General features: G+C 54.6%; 12 protein-coding genes and 1 tRNA gene. All 13 read left to right on the top strand.

All coding sequences use genetic code 11. From position 1 onward, the window contains the following. Position 1 precedes the first annotated feature (1 nt). The 13 genes from AAF465_03645 to AAF465_03585 all read left to right on the top strand — a co-directional run bounded on the left by AAF465_03645 (position 2) and on the right by AAF465_03585 (position 14184). Positions 2 to 724 carry an NADH-quinone oxidoreductase subunit C gene (locus AAF465_03645; protein ID MEM7081804.1) on the top strand — a complete coding sequence of 241 codons (723 nt, stop codon included), beginning with the start codon at positions 2 to 4 and terminating at the stop codon, positions 722 to 724. Continuing rightward, positions 717 to 1970, top strand: coding sequence for an NADH-quinone oxidoreductase subunit D (locus AAF465_03640; protein ID MEM7081803.1), 1254 nt, complete (start codon positions 717 to 719; stop codon positions 1968 to 1970). Before AAF465_03645 ends, AAF465_03640 begins: the two co-directional genes overlap by 8 nt. Before the next feature lie 4 nt (positions 1971 to 1974). Then, positions 1975 to 2502, top strand: a complete 528-nt coding sequence (locus AAF465_03635) for an NAD(P)H-dependent oxidoreductase subunit E (protein ID MEM7081802.1) — start codon at positions 1975 to 1977, stop codon at positions 2500 to 2502. Positions 2503 to 2514: 12 nt separating this feature from the next. Next, entirely contained in the window at positions 2515 to 3822 is a 1308-nt protein-coding gene (gene nuoF / locus AAF465_03630; GenBank protein MEM7081801.1) for an NADH-quinone oxidoreductase subunit NuoF, read from the top strand. Positions 3823 to 3847: 25 nt separating this feature from the next. Further along, complete coding sequence (nuoG, locus tag AAF465_03625; protein ID MEM7081800.1) at positions 3848 to 6016, top strand: NADH-quinone oxidoreductase subunit NuoG; 2169 nt, start codon at positions 3848 to 3850, stop codon at positions 6014 to 6016. 1 nt (position 6017) lies between these two features. After that, positions 6018 to 7070 carry an NADH-quinone oxidoreductase subunit NuoH gene (gene nuoH, locus AAF465_03620; protein ID MEM7081799.1) on the top strand — a complete coding sequence of 351 codons (1053 nt, stop codon included), beginning with the start codon at positions 6018 to 6020 and terminating at the stop codon, positions 7068 to 7070. 61 nt (positions 7071 to 7131) lie between these two features. Further along, positions 7132 to 7608 carry an NADH-quinone oxidoreductase subunit NuoI gene (gene nuoI, locus AAF465_03615; GenBank protein MEM7081798.1) on the top strand — a complete coding sequence of 159 codons (477 nt, stop codon included), beginning with the start codon at positions 7132 to 7134 and terminating at the stop codon, positions 7606 to 7608. A 72-nt stretch (positions 7609 to 7680) separates the two neighbouring features. Continuing rightward, a complete protein-coding gene (locus AAF465_03610; protein ID MEM7081797.1) occupies positions 7681 to 8328 on the top strand; it encodes an NADH-quinone oxidoreductase subunit J in 648 nt (215 codons plus the stop codon). Continuing rightward, positions 8325 to 8630, top strand: a complete 306-nt coding sequence (gene nuoK / locus AAF465_03605; GenBank protein ID MEM7081796.1) for an NADH-quinone oxidoreductase subunit NuoK — start codon at positions 8325 to 8327, stop codon at positions 8628 to 8630. Before AAF465_03610 ends, nuoK begins: the two co-directional genes overlap by 4 nt. Positions 8631 to 8638: 8 nt before the next feature. Beyond that, positions 8639 to 10591 (top strand): NADH-quinone oxidoreductase subunit L, encoded by a 1953-nt coding sequence (gene nuoL / locus AAF465_03600; GenBank protein ID MEM7081795.1) that lies wholly within the window; start codon positions 8639 to 8641, stop codon positions 10589 to 10591. 16 nt (positions 10592 to 10607) lie between these two features. Continuing rightward, a complete protein-coding gene (locus tag AAF465_03595) occupies positions 10608 to 12113 on the top strand; it encodes an NADH-quinone oxidoreductase subunit M (protein ID MEM7081794.1) in 1506 nt (501 codons plus the stop codon). A gap of 11 nt (positions 12114 to 12124) precedes the next feature. Continuing rightward, positions 12125 to 13567, top strand: a complete 1443-nt coding sequence (gene nuoN / locus AAF465_03590; protein ID MEM7081793.1) for an NADH-quinone oxidoreductase subunit NuoN — start codon at positions 12125 to 12127, stop codon at positions 13565 to 13567. A 540-nt stretch (positions 13568 to 14107) separates the two neighbouring features. Further along, a tRNA-Met gene (locus AAF465_03585) sits at positions 14108 to 14184 on the top strand. Positions 14185 to 14371: the final 187 nt, after the last annotated feature.

The following is a 14371-nucleotide window of genomic DNA, read 5'->3' as shown; positions in this document are numbered from 1 at the left end:
CATGAGCCAGCTCGACGCACTCAGTGCGCCCAATTCTCTGGCGGATGCCGTGAACGCGCGATTTGGCGACACGGTGGCTGTGCTAAAAGTGGGTGAGGGTGATCACACGCTGGTAGTGGGTGCCGACGATTGGCTAGACGTGGCCACTGTGCTCCGGGACGAGGAGCCGTTTCGCTTCGATGCGTTGATCGATGTGTGTGGTGTCGACTACCTGGGATACGGTCGAGACGAATGGAAGGGCAACGCGGCCACGCGTTCGGGCTTCAGCCGTGGCGTCCATCGGCAGTCATTAACTCATCGCGATGCCGAGGGGCCGCGCTTTGCGGCGGTCATCCATTTGCTCTCTTATGTGAACAATCATCGTCTTCGTGTACGTGTGTATGCACCCGACGATGAAGCGCCACGAGTACCGTCTTCGTATCCGGTTTGGAATGCGGCGGACTGGTTCGAACGCGAGGCGTTCGATCTCTACGGCATTTTGTTTGATGGGCATCCGGATCTTCGACGCTTACTTACCGATTACGGGTTTGTCGGACACCCGTTCCGCAAAGATTTTCCGATCAGTGGTCATGCCGAAGTGCGCTACGACCCCGAACAGGGTCGGGTGGTGTATCAACCGGTCACGATCGCGCCACGTACATTAGTGCCCCGCGTGATTCGACAGGACAATCGGTACGACGCCAATCTAACTGACGATCCATCCGGCGAGAGCGAACATGCGTGAGATCGAATCCTACACAATGAACTTTGGTCCGCAGCATCCGGCTGCGCATGGCGTTCTGCGCCTGGTGTTGGAGCTCGATGGTGAGGTGATTCATCGGGCCGATCCCCATGTGGGATTGCTACATCGCGGCACCGAGAAGCTCGCTGAAACGAAACCTTTTAATCAGAGTATTGGCTACATGGACCGGCTCGACTACGTGTCCATGATGTGCAATGAGCATGGCTACGTTATGGCCATCGAAAAATTACTCGGCGTCGAGGTACCTGAGCGTGCGCAATACATCCGCGTGATGTTTGATGAGATTACCCGCATTCTCAATCACCTGATGTGGATCGGCGCGCATGGTCTTGATATCGGTGCCATGACGCTTTTCCTATACGCCTTTCGTGAGCGCGAAGATCTTATGGACTGCTACGAAGCGGTGTCCGGTGCGCGTCTGCATGCGACCTACTATCGACCCGGCGGTGTTTATCGCGATTTGCCTGACTCCATGCCCAAACAGCAGCCCTCAAAATTTCGTTCGCAAAAAGACGTGGACAAAACCAATGCGCGTCGTGAGGGCTCGCTCCTGGATTTCATCGACGATTTTACTGATCGTTTTCCGGCGTGTGTCGACACCTATGAAACGCTGCTCACGGACAACCGAATTTGGAAACAGCGCACAGTCAATATCGGTGTCGTGTCGCCGGAGCGCGCCATCGCACTGGGCTTTACCGGGCCGATGTTACGCGGTTCGGGTGTCGAATGGGATCTTCGTAAGAAACAACCCTACGAAGTGTATGACCGACTCGATTTTGATATTCCAGTGGGTGTGAGTGGTGACTGCTACGACCGCTATTTGGTTCGGGTCGAGGAAATGCGCCAGTCCAATCGCATCGTCAAGCAGTGTGTTGAGTGGCTAAGGCAAAACGAGGGTCCGGTAATGGTCGGCGACAACAAAATTGCGCCACCCAAACGACCCAGTATGAAAGGGGATATGGAAGCCCTAATTCATCATTTTAAATTATTTACCGAAGGGTACTGCGTGCCGGCCGGTGAGGTGTATGTGGCAGTCGAACACCCGAAAGGGGAGTTCGGTTGCTACCTTGTGTCCGACGGTGCGAACAAGCCGTTTCGCGTCAAAATCCGCGCGCCCGGTTTTGCCCATTTAGCGTCAATGAGCGAGATGGTCCAAGGGCACATGCTCGCGGATGTCGTAGCGGTTATTGGCACGCAGGATATTGTTTTTGGGGAAATCGATCGGTGATCAGATGACAGAAGTATCCCAATCTAATTCAAACCACGCTCTGCCGGCCGACGTGCGCGCGGAGATCGATCATTGGGTGAAGAAGTTTCCCGAAGGTCGGCAACGCTCGGCCGTCATTGCGGCATTGCGCGAAGCACAACACCACAATCAAGGGTTTTTGACGGACGAGCTCATGAACGGCATCGCGGAGTACCTCGATTTGCCGGCTATCCAAGTGTATGAAGTGGCGGCGTTCTATTCGATGTTTGAAACCAAGCCGGTGGGCCGTTGCAGTGTGTCGGTGTGTACCAATATCAGCTGTATGCTCTGTGGCGCGGATGAGATAGTGGCGCACGTTGAGAAAAAACTCGGTATTAAAACGGGCGAGAGCACACCCGATGGCAAGTTCTTTCTTAAGCGTGAGGAGGAGTGCCTGGCGGCATGTGTCGGTGCGCCCATGATGATGGTCGATCATGTGTATCACGAGAACCTGACGCCTGAAAAAGTCGATGAGATTCTGGATGCGGTGCCGGACGAACCGCACGGACACTAATAGAGCGTAACCATGAATAAATGGCTCGAACAAAAAAACCTCGTTGCGTTTGCCACGCATGGCCACGATCAACCGTGGACGATCGATGTCTATGAGAAACTCGGCGGCTATGAGGCATTGAAAAAGATTGCGGCGGGCATGACGCCTGAAGCGGTAATCGAGGAAATGAAAGCATCCGGTCTTCGCGGTCGTGGTGGTGCGGGCTTTCCTACCGGCCTTAAGTGGAGTTTTATGCCGCGCAATGCTCCAGGACAGAAGTACATTGTGTGCAATTCGGATGAGTCGGAGCCCGGCACCTGTCATGATCGCGATATATTGCGATACAACCCCCATGCGTTAGTGGAAGGCATGATCATCGCCGGTTACGCGATTGGCGCGACGGTCGGCTATAACTACATTCGCGGGGAATTTATCGCCGAGCCGGTTCCTCGATTTGAGGCGGCCATTAAAGAAGCGTATGCCGCCGGCTACCTTGGGAAGAACATTCTTGGGTCGGGCATCGATTTTGATCTGCACGCGTTTGTGGGCGCTGGTGCTTACATTTGCGGTGAGGAAACCGGATTGCTCGAGTCGTTAGAGGGTAAGCCCGGGCGGCCTCGGTTTAAGCCGCCGTTTCCTGCCAACTTTGGCGCGTTCGGCAAGCCAACGACCGTCAACAACACCTACAGCCTCGCGTCGGCGCCGAGCATCATTCGAAATGGTGCCGAGTGGTTTAAACAGTTGGGTGTCGAGAATGCGGGCGGCACGGCCATATTTTCTGTGTCTGGCCATGTGAACAAACCCGGAAACTACGAATTGCCCATGGGCGTACCGTTTAAAGAGCTATTGGAGATTTGTGGTGGTGTGCGACATGGGCGTCAACTCAAAGCGGTGATCCCAGGTGGCTCATCGGTGCCGGTTGTGCCGGGTGAAAAAATGCTTGAGGCAACGATGGACTATGACTCAGTGCAGGCCGCCGGCTCGGCGCTCGGAACGGGCGCGGTCATCGTGATGGACGACCAAACTTGCATGGTGCGAGTGTTGGAGCGTATATCGCGCTTCTATTACGCCGAAAGCTGTGGGCAATGCACGCCGTGTCGTGAAGGTACCGGCTGGATGCACCGCATGGTGAGTCGTATTCGTCAAGGTCGAGGCACACGTGACGACCTTGGCAAACTGATGGATGTGGCCAACAAAATCGAAGGGCACACGATCTGCGCGCTTGGTGATGCGGCAGCCTGGCCGGTGCAGAGCTTTCTGCGACAGTTTGGACACGAGTTCGAGTATCTAGTGGAGCATGGACACAGTATTGTCGATGCGCCCGATTCGCGCGTGGCATAACGCGTCGGAACGTTTGGGGTAGAACATGAGCGACAACAAAATCACGATCGAAGTGGATGGCCAGACGCTGGAAGCCCAAGGTGGCCAGATGCTCATCGAGGTGACTGACGAGAACGGTATTTACATTCCCCGTTTTTGTTATCACGAAAAACTGTCCATCGCAGCGAACTGCCGAATGTGCCTCGTCGAAATGGAGAAGGGACGCAAACCGATGCCGGCGTGCGCCACTCCCGTCGGTGACGGCATGAAGTTCTTTACACGCAGCAAGGCCGCGATCGAGGCCCAGCGCGCGACGATGGAATTTCTACTCATTAACCATCCGTTGGATTGCCCGATTTGCGATCAAGGTGGGGAATGCGAACTTCAAGACTTGGCCATGGGGTACGGGCGTGGTGTCTCACGTTATGCCGAAACCAAGCGCGCGGTCGAGGACAAAGAGCTCGGCCCATTAGTGTCTACCGATATGACCCGCTGCATACACTGCACGCGTTGTGTGCGTTTTGGCGAAGAGGTGGCAGGCATCCAAGAGCTGGGCACGATCGGCCGTGGTGAGCACGTTGAAATCGCCCCTTATATCGCCAAAACAGTTGATCATGAACTGTCGGGCAACATTATCGATTTGTGTCCGGTGGGGGCATTGAACAGTAAACCGTTTCGATTCCGAGCGCGTTCGTGGGAGATGGAGCAGGCGGATGCGATTTCGCCTCATGATTGTTTCGGCACCAACCTGCATGTGCATTTGTTGCGCGGCAAAATCATGCGCGCGGTACCGCGGGTGAATGAGGCGATAAATGAAACCTGGATCGCTGACCGGGACCGTTTTGCCTATACCGGTCTGTATACCGACGATCGCGTCACCACTCCGATGATCAAACGCGATGGCGAATGGCGCGAAACCGATTGGACCACCGCGCTGCAAGCCGCGGCCGATGGCATCAAGAAGGCGACCGCGCAGGCGCGATCTCAGCTGGGTGTGCTTGCGGCCCCATGGGCGACGGTCGAAGAGCTGCATCTGCTGGAACGACTGACGCGGGGCACTGGCAGTGACAATATCGATCATCGTCTCCAGCAAATCGATTTTAGCGACCAAGCAGGTGACGACGCTTACCCCGGTTTAGGTATGAATATCGCTGAGCTCAATGCACAAAACGCGATCGCGCTGTTGGGTTGTCGCGTTCGACACGAGGTGCCGATGCTCGCGCATCGTATTCGTGCGGCGAACTCGGCGGGTGCACAGGTCTCGATGGTCAATGAGACCGACGACGAGTATCTGTTCTTGCCTCATGTCGCTATCCACTCGACCAATCTTCTGTACGATGTCGCGGCCTTGGTGGCCGCTGCTGAGGCCGCCGTGCCGGACACGCTGAGATCGATCGTGAGTGACGCCTTGGTCACCGATGCGCATCGCCAACTAGTCGAGTCGCTCAAACAATCGGATCAGGCAACCGTACTCATTGGTCATGCGGCTACGCGCCACGCAAACTTCAGCGGTGTGCGGGCCTTGGCTTCAGCGCTTGCTGAGGCGTGCGATGCGAAGCTCGCCGTGGTGGGGATGGCAGCGAACTCGGCCGGTGCCGCCATGGTTGGCGCGCTACCGCATCGTACGGCCGGCGCCCGCAAAGCGGTTCGTATTGGCTTGGACACACAGGCCATGTTGAACGCGGGACTGGGCGCTTACATCACGTTTGGTCTCGAGCTCGACGCGGATGTAGCGGACGGTGCCCGACACGCCGAGACGCTGCAACAAAGCCATGTCGTCGCCATGACCAGTTACCTGAGCAACAGCCTGCGTCAGTACGCCGATGTGGTGCTGCCAATTGCAGCGTATGGCGAATCCGCCGGTTCCTATGTCAACGCGGAAGGCCGTCTGCAGTCGATGCGCGGTGTGGCGATGCCGCGTGGCGACGCTCGGCCTGGCTGGAAGGTGATTCGTGTGTTGGCCAATACATTGGAGATAGACGGGTTCGACATGACGAGCGCGGACGAGGTGTTGGATGAGGCTCGGCAAGCGTGCGGTGATGTGCGGCTAACTAATCGATTTGATGGTCGCCATGTACGCGTAACGGAGGTGGCGGCGTTGAGCAAGCCACACGGCTTGTATCAAAGTGACCCCATTGTACGGCGCGCGGCACCGCTGCAACAGATTCGTGCGCGATCGATGGATGTAACCGACGCACTGCAGGAAGCCGGTTGAGATGGTGGTAGATCTCCTAACGGGTTGGTTGCCCGAGAGCTTGCAGTTTACGGCGCGATCGCTGCTGTACATAGTGGCCATTTTGTTACCCTTGATTATCAGCGTGGCGATGCTCACGCTCGCGGAACGCAAAGTTATCGGCCATATGCAGGCGCGTGTCGGGCCTAACCGCGTTGGGCCTTTGGGGCTTCTTCAGCCGTTTGCCGACGTGATTAAGCTGTTGCTCAAGGAAGTATTGCTGCCCAGCAGTGCCAATCGTTTCTTGTTTCTGATCGCACCGATGATCACTTTGGTGCCGGCACTCGCGGTGTGGGCGGTGATGCCATTTTCGCCCACGGCGGTTCTGTCGGATATCAACGCCGGATTACTGTTTGTACTTGCCCTGACATCACTCGGGGTCTACGGCGTGATTTTAGGTGGCTGGGCGTCGAACTCAAAATATGCACTGCTGGGAGCCATGCGTTCGGCGGCGCAAATTGTCGCGTATGAGATTGCCATGGGCTTTGCGCTGGTCGGTGTGCTGATGGCCAGTGGCACCCTCAATTTAGGGCAAATTGTTGAAGGGCAGAGCGGCAGTGTACTCCACTGGTACTGGGTGCCTTTGTTTCCGTTATTCGTGGTCTATTTTATTTCGGGTGTGGCCGAGACCAACCGGGCGCCGTTCGATGTGGCCGAGGGCGAATCAGAAATTGTTGCCGGATTTCATGTTGAATATTCCGGAGCAGCGTTCGCCATGTTTTTCCTCGCGGAATACGCCAACATGATCTTAATTGCCATGCTCACAGCACTCATGTTTCTTGGCGGCTGGCTTTCGCCATTCCAGGGGATTCCCGGGATTGGTGACACGTTCTTAGGGGCGCCGAGTTTTGTGTGGCTGCTTATTAAGACGTTCTTTTTCTTATTTTGTTTTCTATGGTTTCGCGCAACGTTTCCGCGCTATCGCTATGACCAAATTATGCGTCTGGGCTGGAAAGTGTTCATTCCCGTGACCATCGTCTGGATCTTTGTTGAGGGCGTGATGGTATGGGGTAAGTTGGGCCCTTGGTTTTCATAATGAATGATGGATTTCAGGCGCCAATTTTGGCGCGAAAGCAGCTTCCACTGGGTTGGGGAAAATGAGTTTAGTTAAAACACTGTTACTCAGCGAGTTACGCTCTGGGTTGTGGGTCACTCTCAAGCAGTTTTTTAGGAAGCCGGTGACTTTGCGTTATCCGATGGAGAAGACGCCTCAATCGCACCGGTTTCGGGGTCTACATGCGTTGCGACGCTATGCGAACGGCGAAGAGCGATGTATCGCGTGCAAGCTTTGTGAAGCGGTGTGTCCAGCGCTCGCGATCACCATCGAGTCCGATCAGCGCGACGATGGCACGCGACGAACGACGCGGTATGACATTGACCTGTTTAAGTGCATCTACTGCGGTTTTTGTGAGGAGGCGTGCCCAGTCGACGCCATCGTCGAAACGCGTTTGCATGAGTATCATATGGAGAATCGCGGCGAGAACATTATGACCAAGGACAAGCTACTCGCTGTAGGAACGAAATACGAAGAAATGATAGCCGCTGACAAAGGTGCGGATTCAGCGTACCGATAAACACGCGTCTATCGGTAAATCGGCACGCGTCAATTCGCAGCTATCGCGCTGCATGGGGATTAGGGTAATAGAGTGATAACTACCGCCATATTTTGGTTGTTTGCATCCGTATTGGTCGCGGCAGCCATCGGTGTCGTGACGGCGCGCAATCCGGTGTACTCGGTGCTGTTTCTCGTGCTTGCGTTTTTCAATAGCGCCGTGTTGTGGGTGCTGTTGGAAGTAGAGTTCCTAGGCATTGTGTTGGTCCTGGTTTATGTCGGCGCTGTGATGGTGCTGTTTTTGTTTGTCGTGATGATGCTCGACGTCAACGTCGAGAAAATGAAAGAAGGTTTTACACGCTACATGCCGATCGGCGTACTAGTCGCGCTCATTGTCGTAGGGCAAATCGGCTACGTGGTGTGGCACAAGAAGATGGGTCTTGACTTCATTGCCACACCCGCACCAACGTCGAAGGAATACAGCAATACAGAGGCACTGGGTGAGGTCCTCTACACTCAGTATGTTTATCCGTTTGAATTGGCGGCGGTCATCTTGCTGGTGGCGATTGTGGCGGCGATTACGCTCACTATGCGTCGACGACCTGGGCTAAAAGCGCAGAACATTGCTCGTCAGGTGGCGGTCGACCGCAAGGATCGAGTGCGCATGGTCTCCATGGCACCGGAGCGCGAACTGCCCGACCCGCCCACGGCGGAAACGCCTTCGGATGAGGAGCCATCATGATAGGACTGTCGCATTTCTTGATGCTCGCGGCGATTTTGTTTGCGATATCCGTTGCGGGCATTTTTATTAATCGTAAAAATCTGATCGTCCTGTTGATGTGCATCGAGCTCATGCTGCTGGCGGTCAATTTTAACTTTGTCGCTTTGTCCCGCTATCTTGGCAACATTGACGGACAAGTCTTTGTCTTCTTTATTCTGACGGTGGCGGCGGCCGAAGCGGCCATCGGGCTAGCCATTCTAGTCGTGCTGTTTCGCAGTCGTCGAACCATTGATGTCGAACATCTCGACTCGATGAAGGGGTAAAGCGTGTGATGAACACATTATTAGCGATTGTGTTTGCGCCCCTGGTCGGTGCCATACTCGCAGGATTTTTTGGCAAGCAGATTGGCCGGGCAGGCGCTCATTGGGCGTGCATTTTGGGCGTCGGTATCTCGTTCGTGCTCTCCGCGCTGGTGTTATATGGCCAAGTTTATGCAGGCGATCCTGTGTTCAACGAGCGCTTGTACACCTGGATGGTCAGTGATGGACTGCATTTTGAGATCGGTTTTCTAATCGATAATTTATCGGCGTTGATGATGTGCGTGGTGACGTTCGTGTCGCTGATGGTGCACATCTACACCGTTGGCTACATGCATGAAGACCCAGGCTATCAACGTTTTTTCAGCTACATATCGCTGTTCACGTTTGCGATGCTCATGCTCGTCATGTCCAATAACTTTCTACAGCTGTTTTTTGGTTGGGAAGCGGTGGGTCTGGTGTCGTACCTGCTGATCGGTTTCTGGTTCAAAAAGCCCACAGCGATCCATGCCAACCTCAAAGCCTTTCTGGTCAATCGTGTGGGTGATTTTGGTTTTCTTTTGGGAATCGCTGGCATCGCCTACCTTGGCGGCACATTGGACTACGCCGAAGCGTTTGCGCAGGCGCCTGCGATCGCCGATCAGCAGATGACCATCGTTGGTGATATGTCATGGAACGCCATGACTGTGATATGCATTTTGTTGTTCATCGGCGCGATGGGCAAGTCCGCGCAGATCCCATTGCATGCATGGTTACCCGACAGCATGGAGGGTCCGACACCTATTTCGGCGCTCATTCACGCCGCTACCATGGTCACCGCCGGTATCTTTATGGTGGCGCGCATGTCGCCTATGTTTGAACTGTCGTCCACAGCACTTGGCTTCATTTTGTTTACCGGTGCCGCCACGGCCTTACTCATGGGGCTGTTGGGGATCATTCAAAACGACATCAAACGGGTCGTGGCGTATTCGACGCTGTCACAACTGGGGTACATGACTGTCGCATTGGGCGCCTCAGCATATGCCGCCGGCATTTTTCATCTCATGACGCATGCGTTTTTTAAGGCATTGCTGTTTCTGGCGGCCGGCTCGGTGATTATCGCGATGCATCACGAGCAGGACATTCGCAAAATGGGCGGACTCAAAAAGTACATGCCGGTTACCTATTGGACGTCGCTGATCGGTTCGCTCGCCCTTATTGGTTTTCCGGGATTGGCGGGATTCTATTCCAAAGACATCATCATCGAGGCGGTGCACGCCTCTCAAAACCCGATGGCGAGTATTGCGTACTGGTCAGTGCTCATCGGCGTCTTCATCACGGCGTTTTATTCTTTCCGCATGTTCTTTTTGGTGTTTCACGGCAAAGAGCGTATGGACGATCACACCAAAGAACACCTACACGAGAGCCCGTGGGTTGTGACAGTGCCGTTGGTGCTGCTCGCCATTCCCTCGGTGGTGATCGGTGCGCTGACCGTAAAGAGCGTTATTTTTGGCGATTACTTTGATGGCGTCATTAAGGTGCATCCGTCTCAGGATGTAATTGGCATTATCAGTAGCCATTTTCATTCTGTGCTTGGGTTTACCTTAAATAGCTTTAAGCATCCTCCGGTTTATTTGGCGTTCGCCGGTGTGTTTGCCGCTTGGTTTGTGTATTTGAAAAAGCCCTCGGTTGCCGACAGTGCGGCCAAGTCACTCGCGCCTGTGTATACGTTGTTCGAGAACAAATACTACGTGGATCATTTTTATGAAAAAGTGCTGGCCGCCGGTTCGCGCGTGCTCGGAAAGAGCTTCTGGCGATTTGGTGACGAGGCGGTGATCGATGGCGCAATGGTCAATGGGTCGGCGCGAACAATTGGTCGCCTCGCGGGCTGGGTGCGCAAACTGCAAAGTGGTTACCTCTATCGCTACGCTTTTGCGATGGTGATCGGCTTGTCGGGCCTGATGGGCTGGCTGTTGTTCAGGTCTTGATGGTGAGAGTGACGGAATGAGTTCTTTGCCTTTGCTGAGTCTTCTTGTGTGGCTGCCCATTGTCGGGGCATTACTGGTGCTGGCAGTGGGCCAACATGCCAGACTTGCGCGCATCTCGGCTTTAGTCGTGTCGCTCGTTGTTTTCATTGTGAGTCTTGGGCTCTATGTGGGGTTTGATTCCTCCACAGCCGCCATGCAGTTTGAAGAGCTGACTCCATGGATTAGTGCATTCAACGTCAATTACCACCTCGGCGTAGACGGTTTCGCTGTTCCGCTCATTCTGCTCACTACCTTCACAACCGTGATCGTGGTGGTGGCGGGCTGGGAAGTAATCAAAGATAACGTGTCGCACTACATGGCTGCCTTTTTGATCATGGAAGGCCTCATGAACGGCGTGTTTAGTGCCCTGGATGGCATGCTGTTTTATGTGTTTTGGGAAGCCATGTTGATTCCGATGTTCATCATCATCGGCGTATGGGGTGGCCCTCGGCGCGTGTACGCCACGATCAAATTTTTCCTTTATACCTTCTTAGGCTCGGTGTTCATGTTGGTGGCACTGATCTACATGTACACCCAGTCCGGCAGTTACGCGATTCTCGATTTTCACGCGTTGAGTCTCAATTCCACCGAGCAGTTTTGGATCTTTATCGCGTTTTTGCTCGCCTTCGCCGTGAAAGTGCCGATGTGGCCCGTGCACACCTGGTTGCCGGATGCGCACGTTGAAGCACCCACCGGTGGTTCGGTGGTCCTGGCCGCCATCATGCTCAAGATGGGGGGGTATGGCTTCATTCGATTTAGTCTACCGATCACGCCCGACGCCAGTGCGGAACTGACGTGGCTATTGATCGCGTTATCCCTGATTGCAGTGGTCTACATTGGCTTTGTTGCGCTAGTGCAGACAGACATGAAAAAACTGGTCGCGTATTCCTCTATTGCGCATATGGGGTTTGTCACGCTGGGCTTGTTCTTTCCGTTTGTTATCTTCGCCAAAGGGGCCACCACCGGATCCGTACTTGGGATCGAAGGTGGCATGGTTCAGATGATCTCGCATGGTTTGATTTCGGGCGCCATGTTCCTGTGTATTGGTGTGCTTTATGACCGCGTGCACAGCCGCAATATCGCCGATTACGGTGGCGTGGCCAACACAATGCCGGTGTTCGCTGCCTTTATGGTCTTCTTTGCGATGGCGAACGCGGGTTTACCGGGCACGTCGGGTTTTGTCGGTGAGTTCATGGTTATTCTGGGCGCTTTTCAGGCGAACGTGTGGTTTGCCTTCTTGGCGGCCACGACGCTCATCTTAGGCGCCGCCTATACGCTGTGGATGGTAAAGCGTGTGGCGTATGGCGAGATTGCTAACGACAATGTCGCGGGTTTGACGGATATTAATCGCCGTGAATTTGCCATGTTGGCCGTGCTCGCAGTGGGTGTACTGGCGCTCGGTGTGTATCCGGCACCACTAACCGAGCTGATGCACGTGAGCGTTGATAACCTTGTCAATCACATTAGCTCCTCCAAGTTGTAAGGGCCTGACACATGTTTGAGATGCCTAATTTTCAACTGGCCGCTGCCGAGATTTTTGTATTGGCGATGATCTGTGTGGTGCTGGTGTTCGATGTGTTTTCGGAAGATCCCAAGCGTCGTTGGACCTACTACTTGTCGGTGCTTACGGTGATCGGCGCCGCCCTTGTGACCTGGATGACAGCAGAAGAGGGACGGGCACTCACGTTCTCTGGAACGTACGTAGCCGATCACGCCGGTCTTGTTCTGAAGATGGCGACCTATGTGTCGATGGTGTTTGTGTTCGTCTATTCCATGGAGTACCTGAAAGACCGATTGTTGGTGAAAGGGGAGTACTTTATTTTGGCCCTGTTTGCCATGCTCGGGATTTTGGTCATGATCTCGGCAGGGCACTTTCTGACTATTTACTTAGGTCTAGAGCTTCTGTCGTTGTCGCTATACGCCATGGTGGCCTATGACCGAGACTCACCGATCGCGGCCGAGTCGGCAATGAAGTATTTTGTTCTGGGTGCGATTGCGTCGGGAACGTTGCTCTACGGTATGTCAATGCTCTATGGCGTTGCCGGATCGCTCGATCTCACGGAGATTGCCGCTGTTATGAGCGGCTCTGGCGTCACTGAATCCGGTCGCCTTGTCATGTTACTGGGCTTGAGTTTCGTGTTGGTGGGTATGGCCTTTAAACTCGGTGCAGTGCCGTTTCACATGTGGATACCGGATGTCTATCACGGTGCACCAACCGCGAGTACGTTGTTCATCGGTAGCACAGCCAAGCTTGCCTCGTTTGCATTGATTCTGCGTTTGCTCATCGATGGGCTGGGGGCCATGTACGCAGACTGGCGCGATATGCTCATGGTCATGTCGGTGCTCTCGATCGCGCTCGGCAACATCGTGGCCATCGCACAAACCAATCTCAAGCGCATGTTGGCCTATTCCACGATTTCGCACGTTGGGTTCATTCTGATGGGATTTTTGGCGCCAACCAATGCCGGCGTTGAGGCGGCGCTCTTTTATACGGTGGTGTACGTGATCATGTCGGCAGGCGCCTTTGGCATGATCATTTTGCTTGGTCGCGAAGGCTTTGAAGCCGATGAGATCGATGATTTCAAGGGCCTGTTTCGACGGAGCCCTTGGTTTGCGACCGTGATGATGCTACTCATGTTTTCGATGGCGGGTGTGCCGCCGCTCGTTGGGTTTTACCCCAAACTTAACGTGATAATGTCCGCGCTCAATGCCGGCCTCGTGTGGGTCGCGCTGGTGGGTGTGTTCTTCTCGGTCGTCGGGGCCTTTTATTATCTGCGGGTGATCAAAGTTATGCTCTTTGATCAACCTGACGCGGACGCACCACCGATTGAGGCGAGCCGGAGCATGCGCGCCGCGCTGAGCATTAATGGCGGGGCGGTGCTCATCTTGGGCTTGCTACCGGGCGCACTAATCGCCTGGATTGGTGCTGCGTTTTAGCGTCTATTCCCTAATCAGCGTGACCTGCGACGCTGACCATTGAACCGCCAATTACCGTGACTGGCGCAACGCCGGTGGCGGCGGTGCGGACGCATTGTTCGCGCGATCTCAGTCATCGGACTCGGTGTGGACGAAACGGTGACGCCAACAGATAAAACGACCAACAGGCGTCGAGCATCGTATACGGATTCGATTTGAGGCAGTACCGCAGTGAGTCGAAAACAAAAAAGGCGTGCCGGGTTTCCGGCACGCCTTTTTGGGGGTTGGCAATCGCGCCAGCAACGGCGAGTCCCGGCACACGAAATGGGGTGCAAGGCAGACTGTGGAGCGACGGCGCTTCGGCGCAGCGCTGGCAACAATCGGAACCCTTGCACTCACGTTAACCAGAACAACGTCTGGAAAACAGACCGAAAATTGCTTGAAATTACAGCGCGTTCAACGATGCCCAATTCTGGTCATCGAAGAAACGAATAATTTGTAGAAAGATCAGATATTTTCTTGCAAATCGGAGTATGGGTTTGTAATATTCGCGACTGCGGATGCGGGGTGGAGCAGTCTGGCAGCTCGTCGGGCTCATAACCCGAAGGTCGCAGGTTCAAATCCTGCCCCCGCTACCAATCGCTTTTTAATCGAAAAGCCCCGCGAGGGGCTTTTTGGTTTCTGAGCGACAACCACCCATCTTCGGATGGGACGCGTCAACCCCGCGAGCGGGGCAAGACTGCAAATGGGGCCGCATGGCCCTTTTTTTGTCTCTGGAGGCAGAACGAATGAGCCGAAGGGCGCGACAACTGATTGATTTGCTTG

It is taken from the genome of Pseudomonadota bacterium (genome assembly GCA_039028935.1).
In the GTDB taxonomy this organism is placed as follows: domain Bacteria; phylum Pseudomonadota; class Gammaproteobacteria; order Steroidobacterales; family SZUA-146; genus SZUA-146.
This window is presented reverse-complemented; position numbering and strand designations above follow the sequence as displayed.